This window comes from Variovorax sp. Root318D1 (assembly GCF_001424835.1).
Classification (GTDB): Bacteria; Pseudomonadota; Gammaproteobacteria; order Burkholderiales; family Burkholderiaceae_C; genus Variovorax.
Genome location: NZ_LMCQ01000019.1, coordinates 42,513 through 59,217, shown reverse-complemented (window position 1 = coordinate 59,217; position 16,705 = coordinate 42,513). Strand labels below are relative to the sequence as shown.

The window sequence follows — 16,705 nt, the reverse complement described above, 5'->3', positions numbered from 1 at the left end:
AAAAGAATGTCCATGCAAACAGGCCGCCTCGCAAGACACCGGTGCGCACAGCGCGGCGCGTATGCGATCGAGTTTGCGTTTGTGTTCTTGATCAGCTTTGCGCTGCTCTACGCCGTGATCTGTTATGGCTTCCTGTTGACGATGCGCTTGAGCTTGCAGAACGCCGCGGAAGACGGGGCACGCGCCGGGCTGCGCTACCAGAGCAGTCTGGATGCGAGGGAAACAGAAGCAGAAAACGTTGCTAGATTGCGCAGCGACTGGTTGCCCGACGCCCTGAAAGCAAAGCTGAATGTCTATGCAGATACCTGCCCGGCCGCAGAGGACGACTGCGCGCAGGCTGAACCCCCTTGCGGGCCGGAATGGAGCAAGCGTTGCCAGATGGTCGTGACCGTGGAGGTCAGTGGCATAGAAGGGCTGTTTCCCGCATTCCCGAATTTCGCGATACCTGATCGGGTTACAGGCAAGGCCAGCATGCTGCTCGACGGAAGGTCGCTGTGAAGTCCGCCCGCCCGCGCCTGGAATGCTCGAGGCCGCGCCGGCAGCGCGGCGTCGCCGCCATCGAATTCGCGCTCATCTTCGGCGTCCTGTTCCTGGGTATCTACGGCCTCATCACGTTCTGCGGCGTTTTTTACGTGCAGCAGGCGATCTCCCGCGCAGCGGAAGACGGCGCGAGAGCGGCCCAGACTTTTCGCAGCGACACGCCGGTGGCGGAGGTGCAGGCGAATGCACGAACGGCCATCTACCGGTCGCTCGCACTCTCGATGATCACCCCTTTTTCCGCGGGCAGCGTTCCATCGTCCAAGGAGGCTTGGCTTCGCGCAAACATGGCAGACCTTCCGCCCGAAGTAAATCTTTCATCCGCGGAGATCGCGGTGAAAGTGAGCTACCCGTACCGCGCCAATCCGCTCCTGCCTCCGCTTCCTCTCACCGGAAGCTGGATGCCTGACCGCCTGCTCGGCAAGGCCACGGCCACCCGGTCGTCTTCCTAGGGCGAACGATGCATTCCTCCAAACGAAGAACCCCGCGATGGCGGCAAAACGGGTCGGTAATCATCAACGCGATCATCGCGCTGAGCCTGCTGGTCATCGTTCTCGTGGGAACCGAACTGGGCTACCTGTTTTTCCTCAAGCGCGAACTCCAGAAGACGGCCGACCTTGCCGCACTCGCGGGCGCACAGGCGCTGGACGGGGCCAGCTGCACGGGAGCAACAGCGGCAGCGATTGCAAACGCCGCAAAAAACATTCCGCCCACGCTGGCAGCCGTCGCTGCGGACAGCGTAGCGTGCGGCCACTGGGATCCTGTGTCCAGGCCCGCTGCGCCTCACTTCGGCACGCCGGAAAGCGGTCAAAAACTCAACGCAGTGCGGGTCAGCATCAACCGGACCCCCGCGCTGCTGCTTGCAGGCCTTCCCGGCAACGAGCCCAGACCCATTGCTGTCGTCGCGTTAGCGGCCCGGAAGCATCCGCTGGCAGCCTTGAGTATCCGCAGCACGCTCCTCAGTGTGGACAGCACTCGATCGCCTTCGCTCAATGCGGTGTTCGGCGGTCTTCTGGGGGGCAGCCTCAACCTCGAAGCCGTTGGCTGGGACGGCTTGGTTTCGACCGACCTCAAGTTGCTGACCTTCCTGGACGAACTGGCGCTTGAACTGGGTATCGGCGCCGGAAAGTACGACGAGGTCCTGGCCGCCGACGCCTCGGTGGGCACATTGGTGCAGGCCATGATCAATGCGCTTCAACGAAACGGGGGCACAGCCCAGACGGCCATCGACGCACTCGGGCTGATCAAGATCGCAGCCAATGCAGCCGCGGTCCAGCCACTGTTGAAGCTCGGGACACTGCTGGGCGTGCAGTCCGGCACGGACGCCGCCGGACTGGACACCAGCATTCAGGTTTTTCAGTTGCTGCAAGGCGTGGTGCAGGCCGCCAATGGCAAAAACGGGACGGTCGTCGATGTCAGCCTCGGCGGGGTCACTGCGAGCATCAAGGTGATCGAGCCGCCACAGTTTTCTGCCGTGGGAAATCCTGAACTGGCCAAGCTCGATCCGCTGGGCCCGAACAAGATCTATGTCCGGACGGCTCAGGTTCGGGCACTTGTTTCCGCAAATCTCGGGGCAGCCGGGCAGGTGCTGACGACATTGATCAGCGGTTTGTCCAATGCACTCAACTCGCTGAGCAATGCACTGATTTCGATCTTGAGTTCCATCATCGATCTGACCCCACCGGGCGACTGCCCGGTCATCGCATTGAATTGCCACACGCCTGCGAAAGCCGAAATCTCGGATGTCAGAGCACTTCCGCTGCCGTTGCAGATCGACATCAGCATCGACATCGCATCTGCGTCGGCCTATGTCACGGACTATGACTGCACCAACAGTTCCGACAGCAAGCTGTGGGCAAATTCCAAATCCAGCATCGCCACGCTGCGCATCGGAAAAATGGGCACCACGCCGGCTGACGCAAAAATCAAGGCTTTCTCGTCGACAGCGCTGGCTCCCGCCGTGGAGCCCATTGCACTGATCGATATCGGCACGGTGCAAACCAGAAAGACCTGCACAGCTGTGGTCGCCGGAATTTGCTTAGGCAGTACGCAAGAGTATCTCCAACCGAACGGAACGTGGACGAACCAGAAGGCGACCGCACAGCGCACGGCTTTCGGTGGCGGAGGTGTCGGCCTCTCGGTCAACTCCGATCATCTCGACGGTGGCACCGACTCGTTGCTCTTTCACTCGAGCGCACCCGGGCTGCTGAAGGAAATCGACGATGTTGCAGCGCCGGCCCAAACCTACCTGGCAACGTCCGCCACGAATGATGTGGCCGGCCTCGTGACCGGCATCGTCAACGGCCTGCAGCTCAACTTGTATGCACCCGGCGCCTCGGCAGGATTGCTCGGTGCCATCGTGCAAACCACCGATGCGGCGGCCACCGCCGTGTTCAACCTGCTCAAGCCGTTGATCGATTCTCTTGTCTCTTCTGTTGTCAACTCGCTGGTGGAGCTACTCTTGAAAAACCTCGGTATCGAACTTGCGAACGCCGAAGTCGGCGCTCGCATGACATGCAAAGCGGGTGCGGAATTGGTGTACTGAAGTGAGCCACTGCAAAAACACACGAACACACCTCAAGCGATTGTTCTCATGAGCGCCCCCAACTTCGACGAACTCGACCTCTTTGTCTGGGAAGGCAAGGCCGACATCCTCGACCGCATTGCGCGGTGCATGGCGAGCTTTGACGTCGAGGTGATCCGGGCCGATGGCATGCCGCCTCCTCAGCAGGAGCGCGGCACGGCGATTCGGCCTTCGGTCGCGATCATCAGCGTCACGGTCATCGACGGCGGGGGGCTCGCGCACGCGACCGAACTGCTGCAGGGTATGCCGGTGATCTGGGTGGCCGCGGCTTCGCGGGACCGCGACTCGCGCACTTATCCGCCCGAGTACCTGCACGTTCTGCCCTACGACTTCACCTGCGCCGAGCTGCGCACGATGGTGGCCAAGCTGGTGCGGCAGCTGCGGGCGCGCGACGTGGCGCCGCAGGCGCCCGATGTGCTGGTGGCGCACTCGGAGGCGATGAAATCGCTGCTCGCCGAAGTGGGCGCCTTTGCCGACTGCAACCACAGCGTGCTGGTGCGCGGTGAAACGGGGGTGGGCAAGGAGCGCATTGCGCAGCAGCTCCATCTCGGCCATCAGCACTACAGCAAGGGCGCGTTCGTGGCAGTGAACTGCGGCGCGATTCCCGATGGGCTGTTCGAGTCGCTCTTCTTCGGCCACACGAAGGGCTCGTTCACCGGCGCCGTGCATGCGCACCGCGGCTACTTCGAGCAAGCAACGGGAGGCACGCTGTTTCTCGACGAGATCGGCGACCTGCCGAAGTACCAGCAGGTCAAGCTGCTGCGCGTGCTCGAAGACAACGCGGTCACGCGGCTGGGCGCCACGGCGCCGGTTCGCGTCGACTTTCGGCTGGTCGCTGCCACCAACCGCAACCTGCGCGAGATGGTGGCGAGCGGCGAGTTTCGCGCCGACCTTTTCTATCGCCTTGCGGTGATCGAGCTGCACGTGCCCAGCCTCGAAGAGCGCGGCGAGATCGACAAGATCGCGATCTTCAAAGCGCTGCTTGGCAATGTGCTGGGCGACGAGCTCGAAGCCTTGGGTGAAACGCCGCACTGGCTGAGCGATGCCGTTGCGGAAACGTACTTTCCGGGCAACGTTCGGCAGCTGCGCAACCTGGCCGAGCGCGTGGGTGTGATTGCGCGGCAATTGCATGCGTGGGACCAGAACCTGATCCAGCGCGCCATCGCACTCACGCGCGGTACGCCGACGCCCACCGCCGGTTCAGCCGAGAGAAACGGCTACAACGGGAGCGCCAACGGCGTCGCGCTCGATGGCAACGGCGACCGCAAGGGTTGGAACAGCGGCGAGCGCAACCGCATCATCGCGGCGTTGGAGATCAACGACTGGAAGCGCCAAGACACCGCGCAGCACCTGGGCATCAGCCGCAAGGTGCTGTGGGAAAAGATGCGCAAGTATCAGATCCTGGACGGCGAACCCGGCATCCCCGAAGACGCCTGAGCCCACTCCCGCACAGCTAGCGCGTGGCCAGACGGTCAGCGCGGCGCAGCGGCGGGTTCGATGCAGTCGCGGTGGCGCCGCGGTCGGCCACGGGTTCGCTGGCGCAGCTCGCATTGCTCGAGATGCACAGCGCGGTGAGCAGGCCGTCTTCGCTCAGTGCGGGGCGGCTCGGCGGTCCGAAGATGCGGTCGATCCAGGCATTGCTCGCATCGGGGTCGATTCGCAGCTCACCCGTGGTGCGTGCAAGGCGCAGCTCGCTGATGCGCAGGTCGAACACGGCATCGACATAGTCGAACAGCAGGTTGTAGTAGTCGAGTTGCGCGTCGAGCACGGCCGGCAGAGTCTCGCGGCCAAACTCCATCAGGCGGCGCCGGCCACGGAAGGCCTGGCCCGAGGTGCTGACGGCTTCCATCAGCTGCCGCTCGCGTTCGCGTCCGGACACCGTGCGCGACCAGGAGGCCGAGGTGAGTTCCAGCAGGTTGAGCTTCACGCCTTCGAGCTTGGCTTCCTGGTTGGCGACTTCGGCCAGCGCGGACTTCAGCCGCAGTTGGCGGTCGAAGCCGTTGCCGAAGTTCCAGTTGAGCTCGAAGGCGGCACGCGTCGGGTCCTGCGGCGACACGCCGCGCGGGTCCTTGCTCTTGACGACCACGGCGTCCACCGTCGGGTAGATGCTGGCTTCCTGCTGATCGACCAGGGCCTGGGCCCGTGCCACGCGGCCCTTGGCTTCGGCGATCTCGGTGCTGCGTTCTTCTGCGCGCCGCAGCGCTTCGTCCTGCGAGGCGATGCGCCAGAACACGGGCGCAGCGAGCACGGGCAGCGAATCGGTGTTGGGCGTGAATTTGAAATACGTGTTGAACTTCGCCAGCGCCTCGTCGCGCTGCGCCTGAAAGTCCGACTCGCGCGCGGCCACGCTGGCGCGGCGCGCGGCCGCCATGTTCAGGTCGTTCTCGCCCGCTGCGCCGAGCGCCACGCGGCGTGCTTCGGCCTTCGAAAGCTCGGCCACCACCTCGGTGGACTTGCGCGCGATCTGCTTCTTCAAATCGAAGCGCTGCACCTGCAGATAAGCGGTCAGTGCATCGAGCACCACCTTCTGCGAGGTAGTCACCACGGCCTCGTCGTCGGCCTGGTTGCCGGCTTCGGCGGCACGCACCGCGGCGCTCATGGCCCCGCCGTCGACCAGGCTCACGCGCGCCTCGGCGGTCAGCACCGTGTAGTTCTCGCTCCTGGCATTGGCCGCGCCGCTGTTGTAGGTGCCGGACGCGGTGCCCATCTTGAAGCGCGGGTAACGGGCCTTCCTTGCGGCATCCACGCCAAAGCTGCTGGTGTTGGCGGCGGCTTGTGCTGTTTGCACTTCGGGATAGTCCTGCGCGATCGTGATGAGTGCCTGCTTCACGCGCTGGGCGTAGCTTGCGGCCCCGATCGAAGGTTTCGAAAGACGCCGCGCAGCCACCAGCTGTGCCGGCGCGTCAAGCAGCTCTTGCGCCATTGCGCCCGGAGGAAGCGCGAAGCTCGCGCACAGTACTGCGCACAGAACACCGCGGCCCGTTCGGCGCAGGTCAACCAGGACGCGCGTCCTCATGGTTCGCGGAAGGCTTCGCGCCGCAGCTTGAGCACAGGACGGAGGATGTACCAGATGAACGGATCAGTCCCCACCTTCAGATCGACCTCCGACTCCATGCCGGCGGTGATGCGGTTCTCCGGCTGTCCCACGTAGGCCTGCCCGGTGCCGATCAGGATGCGGTAGTAGGGTGCCGCGTTGGCAATGGCCGGGTCGCGGTCGGCGTCGGCGGCCACCAGGGTGACCTTGCCTTCGACCGCACCGTAACGCAGGTAGTCGTAGGCTGTGACCTTCACACGCGCCGCCTGGCCCACTTCGACAAAGCCGCGGTCGTTCGGGTTCAGGCGCGCCTCGATCATGACCTCGTCCTTGTCGGGCACCACTTCCATGATCGCCTCGCCAGGCTTGATGACCCAGCCCGGGCTACCGCTGCGCAGCCCCTTGACGATGCCGTCGGCGGGCGCCTTCACGATCGTGCGCGAGCGCTGGGTTCGTGCGCGCGCCAGGTCTTCGCTCAGGCTCGCGAACTGGCGCTCCACGGTCGCGAGTTCGTCCGACGCGCGGCGCCGGAACCTGCCTTCGGCCTCGGCCATCTTGGCCTGGGCCTCAGTGATGGCCGCACTGGCCGAGATGGCACCTTGGCGCGCAACGGCCAGCTCGCTTCGCACGCCCTCGACCTGCCTGCGCTTCTCCAGCACCTCGACCTGCCCGACCAGTTTTTCGCTCAGCAGCTGTTCAGAGATTTCGAGCTCCTTCTGCATCAGCGCCAGGCGGTCGTTGAGGCCCTTCACCTTGGCCTGCTGCTCGAGCTGCTTGCTGCGGGCCTGCTCCAGGCCGGACACCGCGCCGGCCATCACGCCGCGCTGCTCGAGCGCGCGCGCCTCATACGCACCGCTCTCGCCTTCGAGCACGCTCGCGTCGATGTCGGCGCCGAAGCTCTCGCGCTTGAGCGGCTGGCCGCGGCTCTCGGCCATGAGCCTGACGCGGGTGGCCAGCGTGGCGGCATGGCGTGCGGAGAGTTCTTCGAGGTTGAGGCCGCTGCCGCCAAGGTCGATCTCGACCAGCGATTGGCCCTGCGTCACGCGGTCGCCTTCCTTCACCAGCACGTTGCTGACGATGCCGCCTTCCAAATGCTGGATCGACTTGACGCGGTCCGACGGAATCACGCGGCCGGGCGCCACCACCACGGTCTCCATGGGAAAGCCCAGGCCGACCACGGCCAGCACCGCGATCACGCCGCCGATCACCCACTGGCGGCGCCTGCCCTCGGGCGATGCATGCATCGCACGCCTCTGGTCTTCGTCCTGAAGTATCTGCGGCAGGTCTGATTTCAAATCGCGGTCCCCATGCTCTTATCTCCAATCGATCGGCTCAGGCCATGGAGCGGTTTGCCGCGTTGCCCTGCTGCGGCGCCTCGGCAGCGTCGTCGCCCACGGCGGAATCGCCCAGCGCCACCAATGGCTTCTTGACCCCGAACAGCTTGGGCACCATGGCGGCCGCCGTTCCCTGCTCGACGTTGCCCTGCCCCGTCACGTGATAGACCACGGTGGCGGCCGACACGATGCGCAGCGAGTGCGTGACCACCACCACGGTGCGCACCTTGGCCACCGCAAGCAGCGTCGCAAGGAGCGTGCGTTCGCTCTGAAAATCGAGGTCGTTGCTCGGCTCGTCGAGCACCAGCACCGAGGGCTTGCGCAGGAAGCTCATGGCCAGCGCAAGCTTGCGCCGCTCGCCCACCGAGAAGCCGGTGCCGCCTTCGCCGACCACGGTGCGATAGCCGTCGGGCAGCCGCGAGATGAAGTCGTGCGCGCCCGACAGCTTGCAGGCCGCCACCACCTGCTCGTCGCTCTGCCCCGGGGCCGTGCGGCGCATGGTGTCGATCAGCGGCCCGCCAAACCAGTAGACCTCTTGTGAGAGGTAGCTGATCCAACGCGAGAGCTCTTCGCGCCCGAACTGCGAAAGGTCGTACTCGCCGATGCTGACGACACCGCGCGTGGGCGTGTACAGGCCCGAGAGCAGCTTGACCAGCGTCGACTTGCCGGCGCCGTTGCGCCCGACGATCACATGAAGGCCGCCCGGCCCGATGTCCAGGTCGACGTTCTCGAGCACCGGTTTCAGCGCGCCTTCCGTGAAGCTGAAGCTCACGTCTTTCAGCGTGACACGTCCGAGCGGTTGCGGCAGCGTCATGCCCGAGGGTGGCTTCTCGACTGGCTCCGAAAGCACTTTCTCGAGCCGCTTGGCCGCCTCTTTCGCGGCAGCCAGCGAGCGCCAGCTCGACACCAGCCCGGCCACCGGCTGAAGTGCCTTGAGCGCCAGCATGTTGGAGGCGACCAGCCCGCCGACCGTCATCCATTGCTCCATGACAGACACCGCGCCCACGCTCACCACGATGACCGAGAACACCGTCAGCAGCACCGTGGTGCCGTCGCGCGCGGATTCGATCTGGCCGTTCTTGCTGAAGCTCTCGCCCAGCCAGGCGTTATAGGTCTGGCGCCACATCTCGATGGTCGGGCCGTCGTTTGCCTGCGTCTTGAGCGTTTCGCGCGCATTGCAGATCTCCGAGGTCATGCGGTCGAGCCCGCGGCCGCGCTGCACTTCCTCGACGCGGCCGGTGCGCACCTCGTCGGCCCACCACCAGGCCAGGAAAGCCATGATGGCAAGGAACAGCGCCACCACCGGCAGCACGGGCAAAGCCACGATGCCGATCACCACCAGCGCGAAAATCGCCATCGGCAGATCGAAGATCGATTGAGCCAGACCGCCTGTGACGGTGCCGCGCACCGAGGCCACGTCGCGAAAGTACTGGTGCCAGATCGACGCCGGCCGCGCTTCGAGCGCGCGCAGCGGCCGGTTCAGCATCGAGTGGAGCAGCGCCCCCGAAACACCATGGTCGATGATGGCGCCCGCGTTGCGCAGCAGACGCGAGCGCCGCGTGCGCATCCAGAACTCGATGCAGAGAAAAAACAGGATGCCGCTCACCAACGCGGCCAGTGTCGAGACGCCGCTGCGCGACAGCACGCGGTCGTAGACCTGCAGCAGAAAGATCGAAGGCAGCAAGCCGAACAGGCTGATCGGCAGCGACCGCCATGCCGCGCTCTTCACCAGCGGGTAGGCGGCCCGGAACGCCGTGTGCAGCGCACCCGCGTACGGACTGGCGCCTGGCTCCTCGGGCAGTTCGGCCACCAGCTGGCTGGGCAAGAGAAACTTGATCATGGGAAAGGGCCGATCCGTTCGGCAATGACGCCTGCGTCATTATCAACTGTTACCCAATTGTTACTAGGCAAAATATCACGTTACGCGCCGCCGCATCGAGGAGTGCGCCGGGGCTTTGCGGCAGCTTCCGCATGCGTGCAATCGCCCTGTGTCTTCGCCTGCGGCCGGGCCTCGTCGTGCGGCCAGCCCTTGGTCAGCACCAACGCCACGTTGGCGCACAGCAGCATGCAAAGGAGCCATGCGCAAAGCAGTTGCAGCCAGCCCAGCCACCAGCGGCCTGGCGGTGCTGGCGGTGCTGGCTTGGGTTCGAAGAAGAGGGGCAGGGACGCGTTCACTTTCACGGCAATGCCTTCAATACACGGGCCAGCCGGGACAGGCCGACGCCGGCGGAGCTCTTGGCCAGCACCCAGTCGCCGGGCTGCAACAGGCCACCGAGCGCGGTCGAAAGGTCGGACACATCGACGAACCAATGCGAGCTGACCTTGGTGCGGATGCGCGTGTGCAGCGCACGCATGAGCGGGCCGCACAGCAATACGCGGTCGGGCTGTGATGCGAGCAACTGCGGCTCGAGCTCGAGATGGTGGCGTTGCGCGGCCGGACCTAATTCCTGCATGTCGCCAAGAATCGCCACGCGCCGTGCGGGTTCGCAGGGCGCCTGAGACAGCAGCTCGAGCGCGGCGCGCATGGAGCTTGGGTTGGCGTCATAGGTCTCGTCGATCAGCTTGAAGCTGCCGCCGCCGATGTGGATGGTGTGCAGCGCGCCGCGCCCGCTCGGCGGTTCGAAGCGCGCGAAAGGCTCGACTGCGGCGGACAGCTTCAGGCGCATCGCCTGCAATGCGGCCAGCGCCGCCACCGCACTCGCGCCCATGTGGCGTCCGGGCGCATTGAGGCGCAGCTGGAAAGGCTCGCCGAGCACCAGGGCCTGGACCTCTCCGTGGTCGAACGCAAGCAGCCGCACATCGGCGTCCTTGTGCTCGCCAAAGGTCACGATCTGGAGCTGGTGCGCCATGGCGGCCTCGGCGAAGGTCGCGAACTCTGGGAGGTCGCGATTCAGCACGGCGCTGTCGCCGGGGGCCATGCCCTCGAAGATGCGGCTGTCCAGGCGTGCCGCGGCTTCCGAGGGGATGCGGTGCTTCTGCGAAGCGGGCGAAAGCCCTGCCACCACCGTCACCATGGGCCGCGCCATTTGTGCCGAAGCCAGGATGTGGGGCGAGCCCATCTCCAGCACCCAGTAAGCAGCATGCCGCGGCATGCAGGTCAGGTTCCAGGCAAGGCCCGAAGGGAGGCTGACGTTGCCCTCCGGGCGGCCGACCTCACCCCACACGGCCAGGGTCTCGGCCAGCATTGCTGCGACGGTGGTGCCGATGGCGCCACTGCCGAGCACGCCGCAGACACGTCCGCTGAATTCGGTGCGTGCATGGGCGCCCAGGTCCAGAACGGCCTGCTGCACGTCCGCCACCTGGAGCACGGGCACGCGCTTGTCCAGATGCGGCGCGGCGTCGGCGCACAGCACGGCGGCGGCTGGCTGCAACACGCCCTTGAGCGCCACTGCGGCCAGCGGCGCCCTCAAGGGCCGCGCCTGGTGCTCGAACACCACCCGCCCCTTGCGCAGGAAAGAGCGCTGCGCCACGCCGCTGGCGCGCCATCCGTCGTCCGGACTGACCACCCATTGGCCGCCGGTCACGCGTGCCATCTCGCTCGCGGTCCAGGCGGCGCCGTCATCCTTGGCGCTGCCGGAACCGGGCGAGGCCCGCCGCTCCAGCAGGTAGCGGTGGTAGGCGACGAAGCCGGACACGTTCTGCGCCACATCGTCGATGCGCACCCGAAACGCGTGGTGCCGGATGAAGAAAGCGCCGGCAATGGCGGACGGCCGCTGGAAGTACATCGCCATCTCGGGCCAGAAGAAGCCGTTCTGCAGGTAGTGGGCGCGGTACTCCAGCGCGCGGTGGAATTTCTCGATGTCCAGCTCGTTGAGCAGGTGCCGCATCGCGGGCATGCTTTCGAGCCGCTGAAGCATCTGCTGCGCGGCCAGCATGAGGTCGAGCAGCGTCGGAAAGGTGGTCTTGCTGTCGAGCACGAAGTCCAGGTACCCGGCCACGTTCTGCAGGCCGAAGCGAAAGTACTTTTCCTGCGGGCTCCAGCGCGTGAGCTCGTTGACGCAGCGGCTCAGCCAGTGATCGTGCGCCTGCCAGTGCTGGCTTGCAATGAAATGGCCGAAGGCCTTTTCGACCACCGCCAGCCACCTGGCATCGCGCGTGAGGTCATACAGGCGCATGAGGCTGTGGGTCGCCTGGCCGTCGTCGCAGACGGCGCGCGAGGCCTGCTTCAGCTGCAGGTCCGCGGCATGAAGCACGTGATTGAAGCGGCCCGTGGCGGCGTCCTGCAGCCATGCGATGCCCAGCCCAAGTTTCTCCAGCAAGGGCAGCCAGTCGCGCGTGTCCATGGCCTCGCAATACTTCACCAGGGCAAGCACGCACGCGGCATTGCCGCCCAGCCCGATCTCCTCGCCGTTGTCGACGAGAAAGGCCACCTGGGTGCCGTCCGCGAGTCTGTAGTGGCGTATGAGCGAGTTCGTGAGATGGTCGAGCGACTGCCCGACGGCCGCATGCAGCTTGTCATCCCGCGTGAGCTCCCACGCCTCGATCATGGTGTGAAGTGCGCCCGCATGGCGCGTTGCGTCATCGGTGGAAATGACGCTGTCGAAGCACGGAAAGTAGCCGTATGCAAACGACCCGTCGCCCCGCACCTGGCGCGCCAGATAGGCCGAACCGCTTCGCACGAGCTCGAGCGCCGATTGCGGATGGAGTGCCGGCGCTTGGCGTCGACCCGCGTCGAGCCCCGTGCCGACGAGCTTGTGCACCACGCAATCGGCTTGGCAAAAGACGCCCGCCGTCGCCAGCAGGTAGACGGGCTGGTCCGCCGGCAAAAGGTCGAGCATCGGCGCACGCGCGAAGCGCGCCTGGCCGTAGAGCGCAAAGTTACGCGCATTCACCACCGCATGCGCAATGGTCGAGTCACCGCACAGCATTGCGTTGGCGTTGAGTTCCTGCTCGGTGAAGGCGGTCTCGAAGCTCTTGTCGAAGGCCAGGCCAAGGCGAAAGTAGTTGCGCTTGACGGCGGCAAGCTGGGCCTTGAATTGCGCCCAGTCCATCGGGCGTGCGCCCTCGACCCAGTCGATGCGCAGCCATGGCGAGACCAGGCCGTGTTCGCGCACCCAGCGCTCCGCGGCCGCGGCGCCATCGCGCCAGGCGGTCTCGAACTCGGCCGCACGCGCGTGCACCACGTGCGCGCGCTGCCAACCGTCGCTCACCGAGAAAAAAAGCGTGAAGGCCGGATAGGGCGCCGGCAGCGCCGCACACACCGGGACCAAGCGCTCGTGGCAGGCATGCAGCTGGTTGGAGAAGGACATCCGGATCAGCGGTAGCTGAATTCGGCTCTGCGATTGAGCTGATAACCCTCCTCGGTGGCTTCGGGGGATGCGGGTTTTTCCATGCCCCAGCTGACGGCCTCGATGCGCTCGCCCGGCACGCCGAGCTGCGTGAGCGCGCGCTGCACGGACTCCGCGCGGCGTTGGGCCAGCGCAAGGTTGTATTCGCGGCCGCCGCGCGAGTCGGTGTGGCCTTCGATCATCACCTTGCTCGCCGGACGGTTCCTCAGCGTGTTGGCATGCGCTTCCACCACGTTGCGGTCCTGCGGCCTGATGTCGTACTTGTCGAAATTGAAGTACACGATCTTCGCCACGCCGACGGGGCTGTTCTCCACCGGCGGTGCGGGCGCAGGCGGCTGCACCTTCGCCACCGGGGCGCCCTTGTTCGAGTAGTAGTAGGTCGCGTCTTCGCGCCCGCTCGTAACCGCCGTTCCGCAGGCGGCAAGACTTGCCGCGAGCGCTACGCCCATCAATATCCGATAGCTGCTGCTGTTGTTCATACCCAATTCCTTTCATGGGACAGGCCGACACCGGCCTGTCCCTGGTGCTGTCGTTCTTCTTCTCCTCTTCTGCCCTTTTGTTGCTTAGCCCAGCAGGCCGTGCAGCACGTTCGTCACGGGCGTGAGCACGTTGCCGGTTCCGGCGGCCTGATCGACCAGGCTCGTGATCGGGGTCACCACGTCGGTCACGATCGGCGCGGCTTCCGCGACGGTGTCCAGCACGCCATGGACCGTTTCGATCGCCGGAGTGAGCGTCGGGGTTGCGCCGGCCAGGATGTCGGTCACCGGTTCGGCCACCTCGGACACGGCGGAGACCACGGGTTCCAGGACCTCGCCGACAGTGCCTGCGGTGTCGAGCACCGGATCCAAGATGTTCGCCACCGGGCTGCTGCCGCCCAAGGCGCCGCCGAGCAAGCCGCCGCTGCCAAGCAGGCTGCCGACCAGGCCGTCGTCGCCGAGCAGGTCGCCACCGAGAAGGCCGCCCGCCACGCCGTCTTCGCCGAGTACGCCGCCCAACAGGTCGCCGCCGAGCAAGTCGCCACCGAGGAGATCGCCGCCCAGCAGGTTTCCGACCAGGCCATCTTCACCAAGCACGCCGCCCAGGAGGTCACCACCGAGCAAGTCGCCACCGAGGAGATCGCCGCCCAGCAGGTTTCCGACCAGGCCATCTTCACCAAGCACGCCGCCCAGGAGGTCACCACCGAGCAAGTCGCCACCGAGGAGATCGCCACTCAGCAGGTTGCCGACCAGGCCGTCTTCGCCCAGCACGCCGCCCAACAGGTCGCCGCCGAGCAAGTCGCCACCCAGGAGATCGCCACCGAGAAGGTTGCCGACGAGGCCGTCTTCACCCAGCACGCCGCCCAACAGGTCGCCGCCGAGCAAGTCGCCACCGAGGAGATCGCCGCCCAGCAGGTTTCCGACCAGGCCATCTTCACCAAGCACGCCGCCCAGNGCCGCCGAGCAAGTCGCCACCGAGGAGATCGCCGCCCAGCAGGTTTCCGACCAGGCCATCTTCACCAAGCACGCCGCCCAGGAGGTCACCACCGAGCAGGTCGCCACCCAGGAGATCGCCACCGAGAAGGTTGCCGACCAGGCCGTCTTCGCCCAGCACGCCGCCCAACAGGTCACCGCCGAGCAGGTCGCCACCCAGGAGGTCGCCACCCAGCAGGCCACCGGCCAGGCCGTCTTCGCCCACCACGCCGCCAAGCAACCCCTCGCCGCCGAGCACACCGCCAAGCAGGCCGCCGTCACCGAGCAAGTTGTCGACCAGGCCGTCGTCGCCGAGCACGCCGGCGAGAAGGCCATCGCTCGCAAGGAGGCTACCGAGTGCGCCGTCGCTGGCCAGAAGGCCGTCTTCGCCGACCAGGCCGCCGACGATGCCCTCGTCGCCGAGCACACCACCCAGCAGGCCTTCGCCGCCCAGGACGTCGCCTGTCAGACCACCGAGCAGGCCGTCTTCGCCGCCGAGCAGGCCACCCAGGGGACCGTCTTCGACCAGGCCGCCCACCACGCCATTGGCGCCAAGCAGGTTGTCCACCACGCCCTCCTGGCCCAGCAAGCTGCCGGTGAGGCCTTCGCTGCCCAGCAGGCCGGCGGCAGTGCCTTCGCCGCCAAGCAGGCCACCGACCAGGCCGTCGCCACCGAGCAGGCTGCCCACTGGGCTGTCGGTGCCGAGCAGGCCGCCGAGCAGCCCGTCTTCGCCCAGCGAACCGCCGAGCAATCCGCCCAGGGCGCCGTCGTCGCCGATCAGGCCGCCTACGATGCCTTCGTCGCTCAGCACATTGGCCAGCAGGCCGCCGATGGCGCTGTCTTCGCCGATAAGGTTGCCAACGGCGCCGTCATCGGCAAGGAGCCCGCCCACCAGGCCCTCTTCGCTCACCAGGGTACCGACGAGGCTGTTCTCTCCGAGCACGCCGACGACCAGGTCGTCGACCACCCCACAGTCGCCGACGAGGCCGTCGATGACGCCGTCCACGCCTAGAGCCGTGGTCGCGCCGCTCAGGATGCCGTCGCCGCCCACGAGGTTGTCGATGCCGTTTTGCAGAGCATCGGTGAGGTGATCGACCTGGCCGACCAGTGCATCGGTGGCGCCATTTCCCAGAAGCGTGTCGACGATGGGGCTTGCGGCGCCGCCAACGCTGTCGACGATGGTTTCGGCAGCATCGTCCACCGGATCGAACTGGTTCGGATCGTCCCGCGTGAAATGGTCGCCGAGGACCGGGGAGACGAGGTCATCGACCAAGTCGGTCGTGCTGTCGATGACGCCCGGCACCGGGGTGAGCGACCCATCGAGGCCCAGGTTGTCGTCGGTCGAGCCCACCACGCCGCCCGTGAGGACGTCGCCTGGATCGAGCAGGTGATCGCCGTCTGCGTCTGCGTCTGCGTCTGCGTCTGCGTCTGCATCAGCGTCGGCATCTGCATCTGCATCTGCATCTGCATCTGCATCTGCATCTGCATCTGCATCTGCATCTGCATCAGCATCAGCATCAGCATCAGCATCAGCATCGGCATCGGCGTCAGCGTCAGCATCGGCGTCCGCATCGGCGTCTGCGTCGGCATCGGCGTCCGCATCGGCATCTGCATCTGCATCTGCATCTGCATCTGCATCTGCATCAGCGTCAGCGTCAGCGTCTCCGTCATCGCCGCTGCCAAGGAAGAACGGAACCGTTCCACCGTCACCCCCACCGCCACCGCCCAGGCCGGCGCCAAGCGCGGCGGCACCCAGTGCACCAAGCGCGAATTCGCCCAAGCCGAGGCCGCTGCCGGCCGCAACCTTCTTGGTGACGGCCAGTGCGGCCGCGTCGGCGTCGCTGTCTGGCGGCGTCACTTGCAGGTCGCCCGAGGCAACGTCGACGTTCACTTGTTCGAGGCCGCCGGGCAGCTTGGTGGAGCCGATGGTGGCGTCGGTGCCGCCGGTGAAGACGCCAGCCAGCGGCGCCTTGTTGGTGGCCGAGCCTGGAAACAGGACGTTGGCCTGCCCGCCTTCGGGAACCATCACGCGGTCGCCCGCCAGCAGTGTCTGGTTGCCGTCTACCGGAATACGGACACCGTCCCGCATTACCGCGACGCCCGGCGTAGCATTGGACAATGTGCCCACGCTGGCGGGTGCCGTCGTGCCAGCCGCGGCTGCGGCAGGCGCCGGCGAGCCGAACATGGCGGGTGCGCCGAGCGGGGTGCCGCTGGCTTGAGCGATGACCACAGGAGCAACGCCACTGGCGGCAAGTCCTTCGGTCGATGGGGTCGGTGCTTGTGGTGCGTTCATGACAGCCTCTGTGACAAAAGATACGTGTACAGGGGCAACTAGCGTGCCGATTCGTTACCGCGCTACAAACTCGGCTCAGCCAATGACGCAAGTTATTGATTCATATAGATATTTATTTAAAACCGGCGTGCGTGACAGCGTCGAAACAAGCCGCGAGAGCGGTCTTTTGGCGCTTCGTTACGTAACG

11 protein-coding genes and 1 pseudogene are annotated in these 16,705 nt (G+C 66.0%); 4 read left to right on the top strand and 8 right to left on the bottom strand.

Features of this window, described 5'->3' with window-relative positions; translation table 11 throughout:
• The first annotated feature begins 12 nt into the window (after positions 1 to 12).
• From ASC78_RS14575 to ASC78_RS14560, 4 genes are read left to right on the top strand one after another with little or no spacing between them, the layout of a single operon-like run.
• Entirely contained in the window at positions 13 to 498 is a 486-nt protein-coding gene (locus ASC78_RS14575) for a TadE/TadG family type IV pilus assembly protein (protein WP_055803361.1), read from the top strand.
• A complete protein-coding gene (locus ASC78_RS14570) occupies positions 495 to 989 on the top strand; it encodes a TadE/TadG family type IV pilus assembly protein (protein ID WP_055802534.1) in 495 nt (164 codons plus the stop codon). The genes ASC78_RS14575 and ASC78_RS14570 overlap by 4 nt, the downstream gene beginning before the upstream one ends.
• 8 nt (positions 990 to 997) lie before the next feature.
• Entirely contained in the window at positions 998 to 3,082 is a 2,085-nt protein-coding gene (locus ASC78_RS14565) for a pilus assembly protein TadG-related protein (RefSeq protein ID WP_055802533.1), read from the top strand.
• 48 nt (positions 3,083 to 3,130) lie between these two features.
• Positions 3,131 to 4,558, top strand: a complete 1,428-nt coding sequence (locus ASC78_RS14560; RefSeq protein ID WP_055802531.1) for a sigma 54-interacting transcriptional regulator — start codon at positions 3,131 to 3,133, stop codon at positions 4,556 to 4,558.
• Between the two features lie 16 nt (positions 4,559 to 4,574).
• On the opposite strand, the gene ASC78_RS14555 is transcribed toward ASC78_RS14560, so the two are convergent.
• The 8 genes and pseudogenes from ASC78_RS14555 to ASC78_RS14525 all read right to left on the bottom strand — a co-directional run.
• A complete protein-coding gene (locus ASC78_RS14555; RefSeq protein ID WP_055802528.1) occupies positions 4,575 to 6,137 on the bottom strand; it encodes a TolC family protein in 1,563 nt (520 codons plus the stop codon).
• The gene (locus ASC78_RS14550; protein ID WP_055802526.1) at positions 6,134 to 7,450 is read right to left on the bottom strand and encodes an HlyD family type I secretion periplasmic adaptor subunit; all 1,317 of its coding nucleotides are present in this window, start codon (positions 7,448 to 7,450) and stop codon (positions 6,134 to 6,136) included. The genes ASC78_RS14555 and ASC78_RS14550 overlap by 4 nt, the downstream gene beginning before the upstream one ends.
• A gap of 37 nt (positions 7,451 to 7,487) precedes the next feature.
• Positions 7,488 to 9,329 carry a peptidase domain-containing ABC transporter gene (locus ASC78_RS14545; RefSeq protein ID WP_055802524.1) on the bottom strand — a complete coding sequence of 614 codons (1,842 nt, stop codon included), beginning with the start codon at positions 9,327 to 9,329 and terminating at the stop codon, positions 7,488 to 7,490.
• An 80-nt stretch (positions 9,330 to 9,409) separates the two neighbouring features.
• Positions 9,410 to 9,670 carry a hypothetical protein gene (locus tag ASC78_RS14540; RefSeq protein ID WP_235505097.1) on the bottom strand — a complete coding sequence of 87 codons (261 nt, stop codon included), beginning with the start codon at positions 9,668 to 9,670 and terminating at the stop codon, positions 9,410 to 9,412.
• Positions 9,667 to 12,738, bottom strand: a complete 3,072-nt coding sequence (locus ASC78_RS14535) for a glutamate ligase domain-containing protein (RefSeq protein ID WP_055802520.1) — start codon at positions 12,736 to 12,738, stop codon at positions 9,667 to 9,669. The genes ASC78_RS14540 and ASC78_RS14535 overlap by 4 nt, the downstream gene beginning before the upstream one ends.
• A 5-nt stretch (positions 12,739 to 12,743) precedes the next feature.
• Entirely contained in the window at positions 12,744 to 13,256 is a 513-nt protein-coding gene (locus ASC78_RS14530) for an OmpA family protein (RefSeq protein WP_055802518.1), read from the bottom strand.
• 84 nt (positions 13,257 to 13,340) lie between these two features.
• A pseudogene (locus ASC78_RS28015) lies at positions 13,341 to 14,207 on the bottom strand (hypothetical protein); the annotation flags it as partial.
• A gap of 1 nt (position 14,208) precedes the next feature.
• The coding region (locus ASC78_RS14525; protein ID WP_157634466.1) for a hypothetical protein at positions 14,209 to 16,518 on the bottom strand (2,310 nt) is incomplete at its 3' end.
• Positions 16,519 to 16,705: the final 187 nt, after the last annotated feature.

What these genes read in the sequence shown, in the direction of transcription:
- ASC78_RS14560 (WP_055802531.1), top strand. Translation starts at nt 3,131, where the DNA reads ATGAGCGCCCCCAACTTCGACGAACTCGACCTCTTTGTCTGGGAAGGC.
- ASC78_RS14575 (WP_055803361.1), top strand. Translation starts at nt 13, where the DNA reads ATGCAAACAGGCCGCCTCGCAAGACACCGGTGCGCACAGCGCGGCGCG.
- ASC78_RS14535 (WP_055802520.1), bottom strand. Translation starts at nt 12,738, where the DNA reads ATGTCCTTCTCCAACCAGCTGCATGCCTGCCACGAGCGCTTGGTCCCG.
- ASC78_RS14565 (WP_055802533.1), top strand. Translation starts at nt 998, where the DNA reads ATGCATTCCTCCAAACGAAGAACCCCGCGATGGCGGCAAAACGGGTCG.
- ASC78_RS14530 (WP_055802518.1), bottom strand. Translation starts at nt 13,256, where the DNA reads ATGAACAACAGCAGCAGCTATCGGATATTGATGGGCGTAGCGCTCGCG.
- ASC78_RS14555 (WP_055802528.1), bottom strand. Translation starts at nt 6,137, where the DNA reads ATGAGGACGCGCGTCCTGGTTGACCTGCGCCGAACGGGCCGCGGTGTT.
- ASC78_RS14545 (WP_055802524.1), bottom strand. Translation starts at nt 9,329, where the DNA reads ATGATCAAGTTTCTCTTGCCCAGCCAGCTGGTGGCCGAACTGCCCGAG.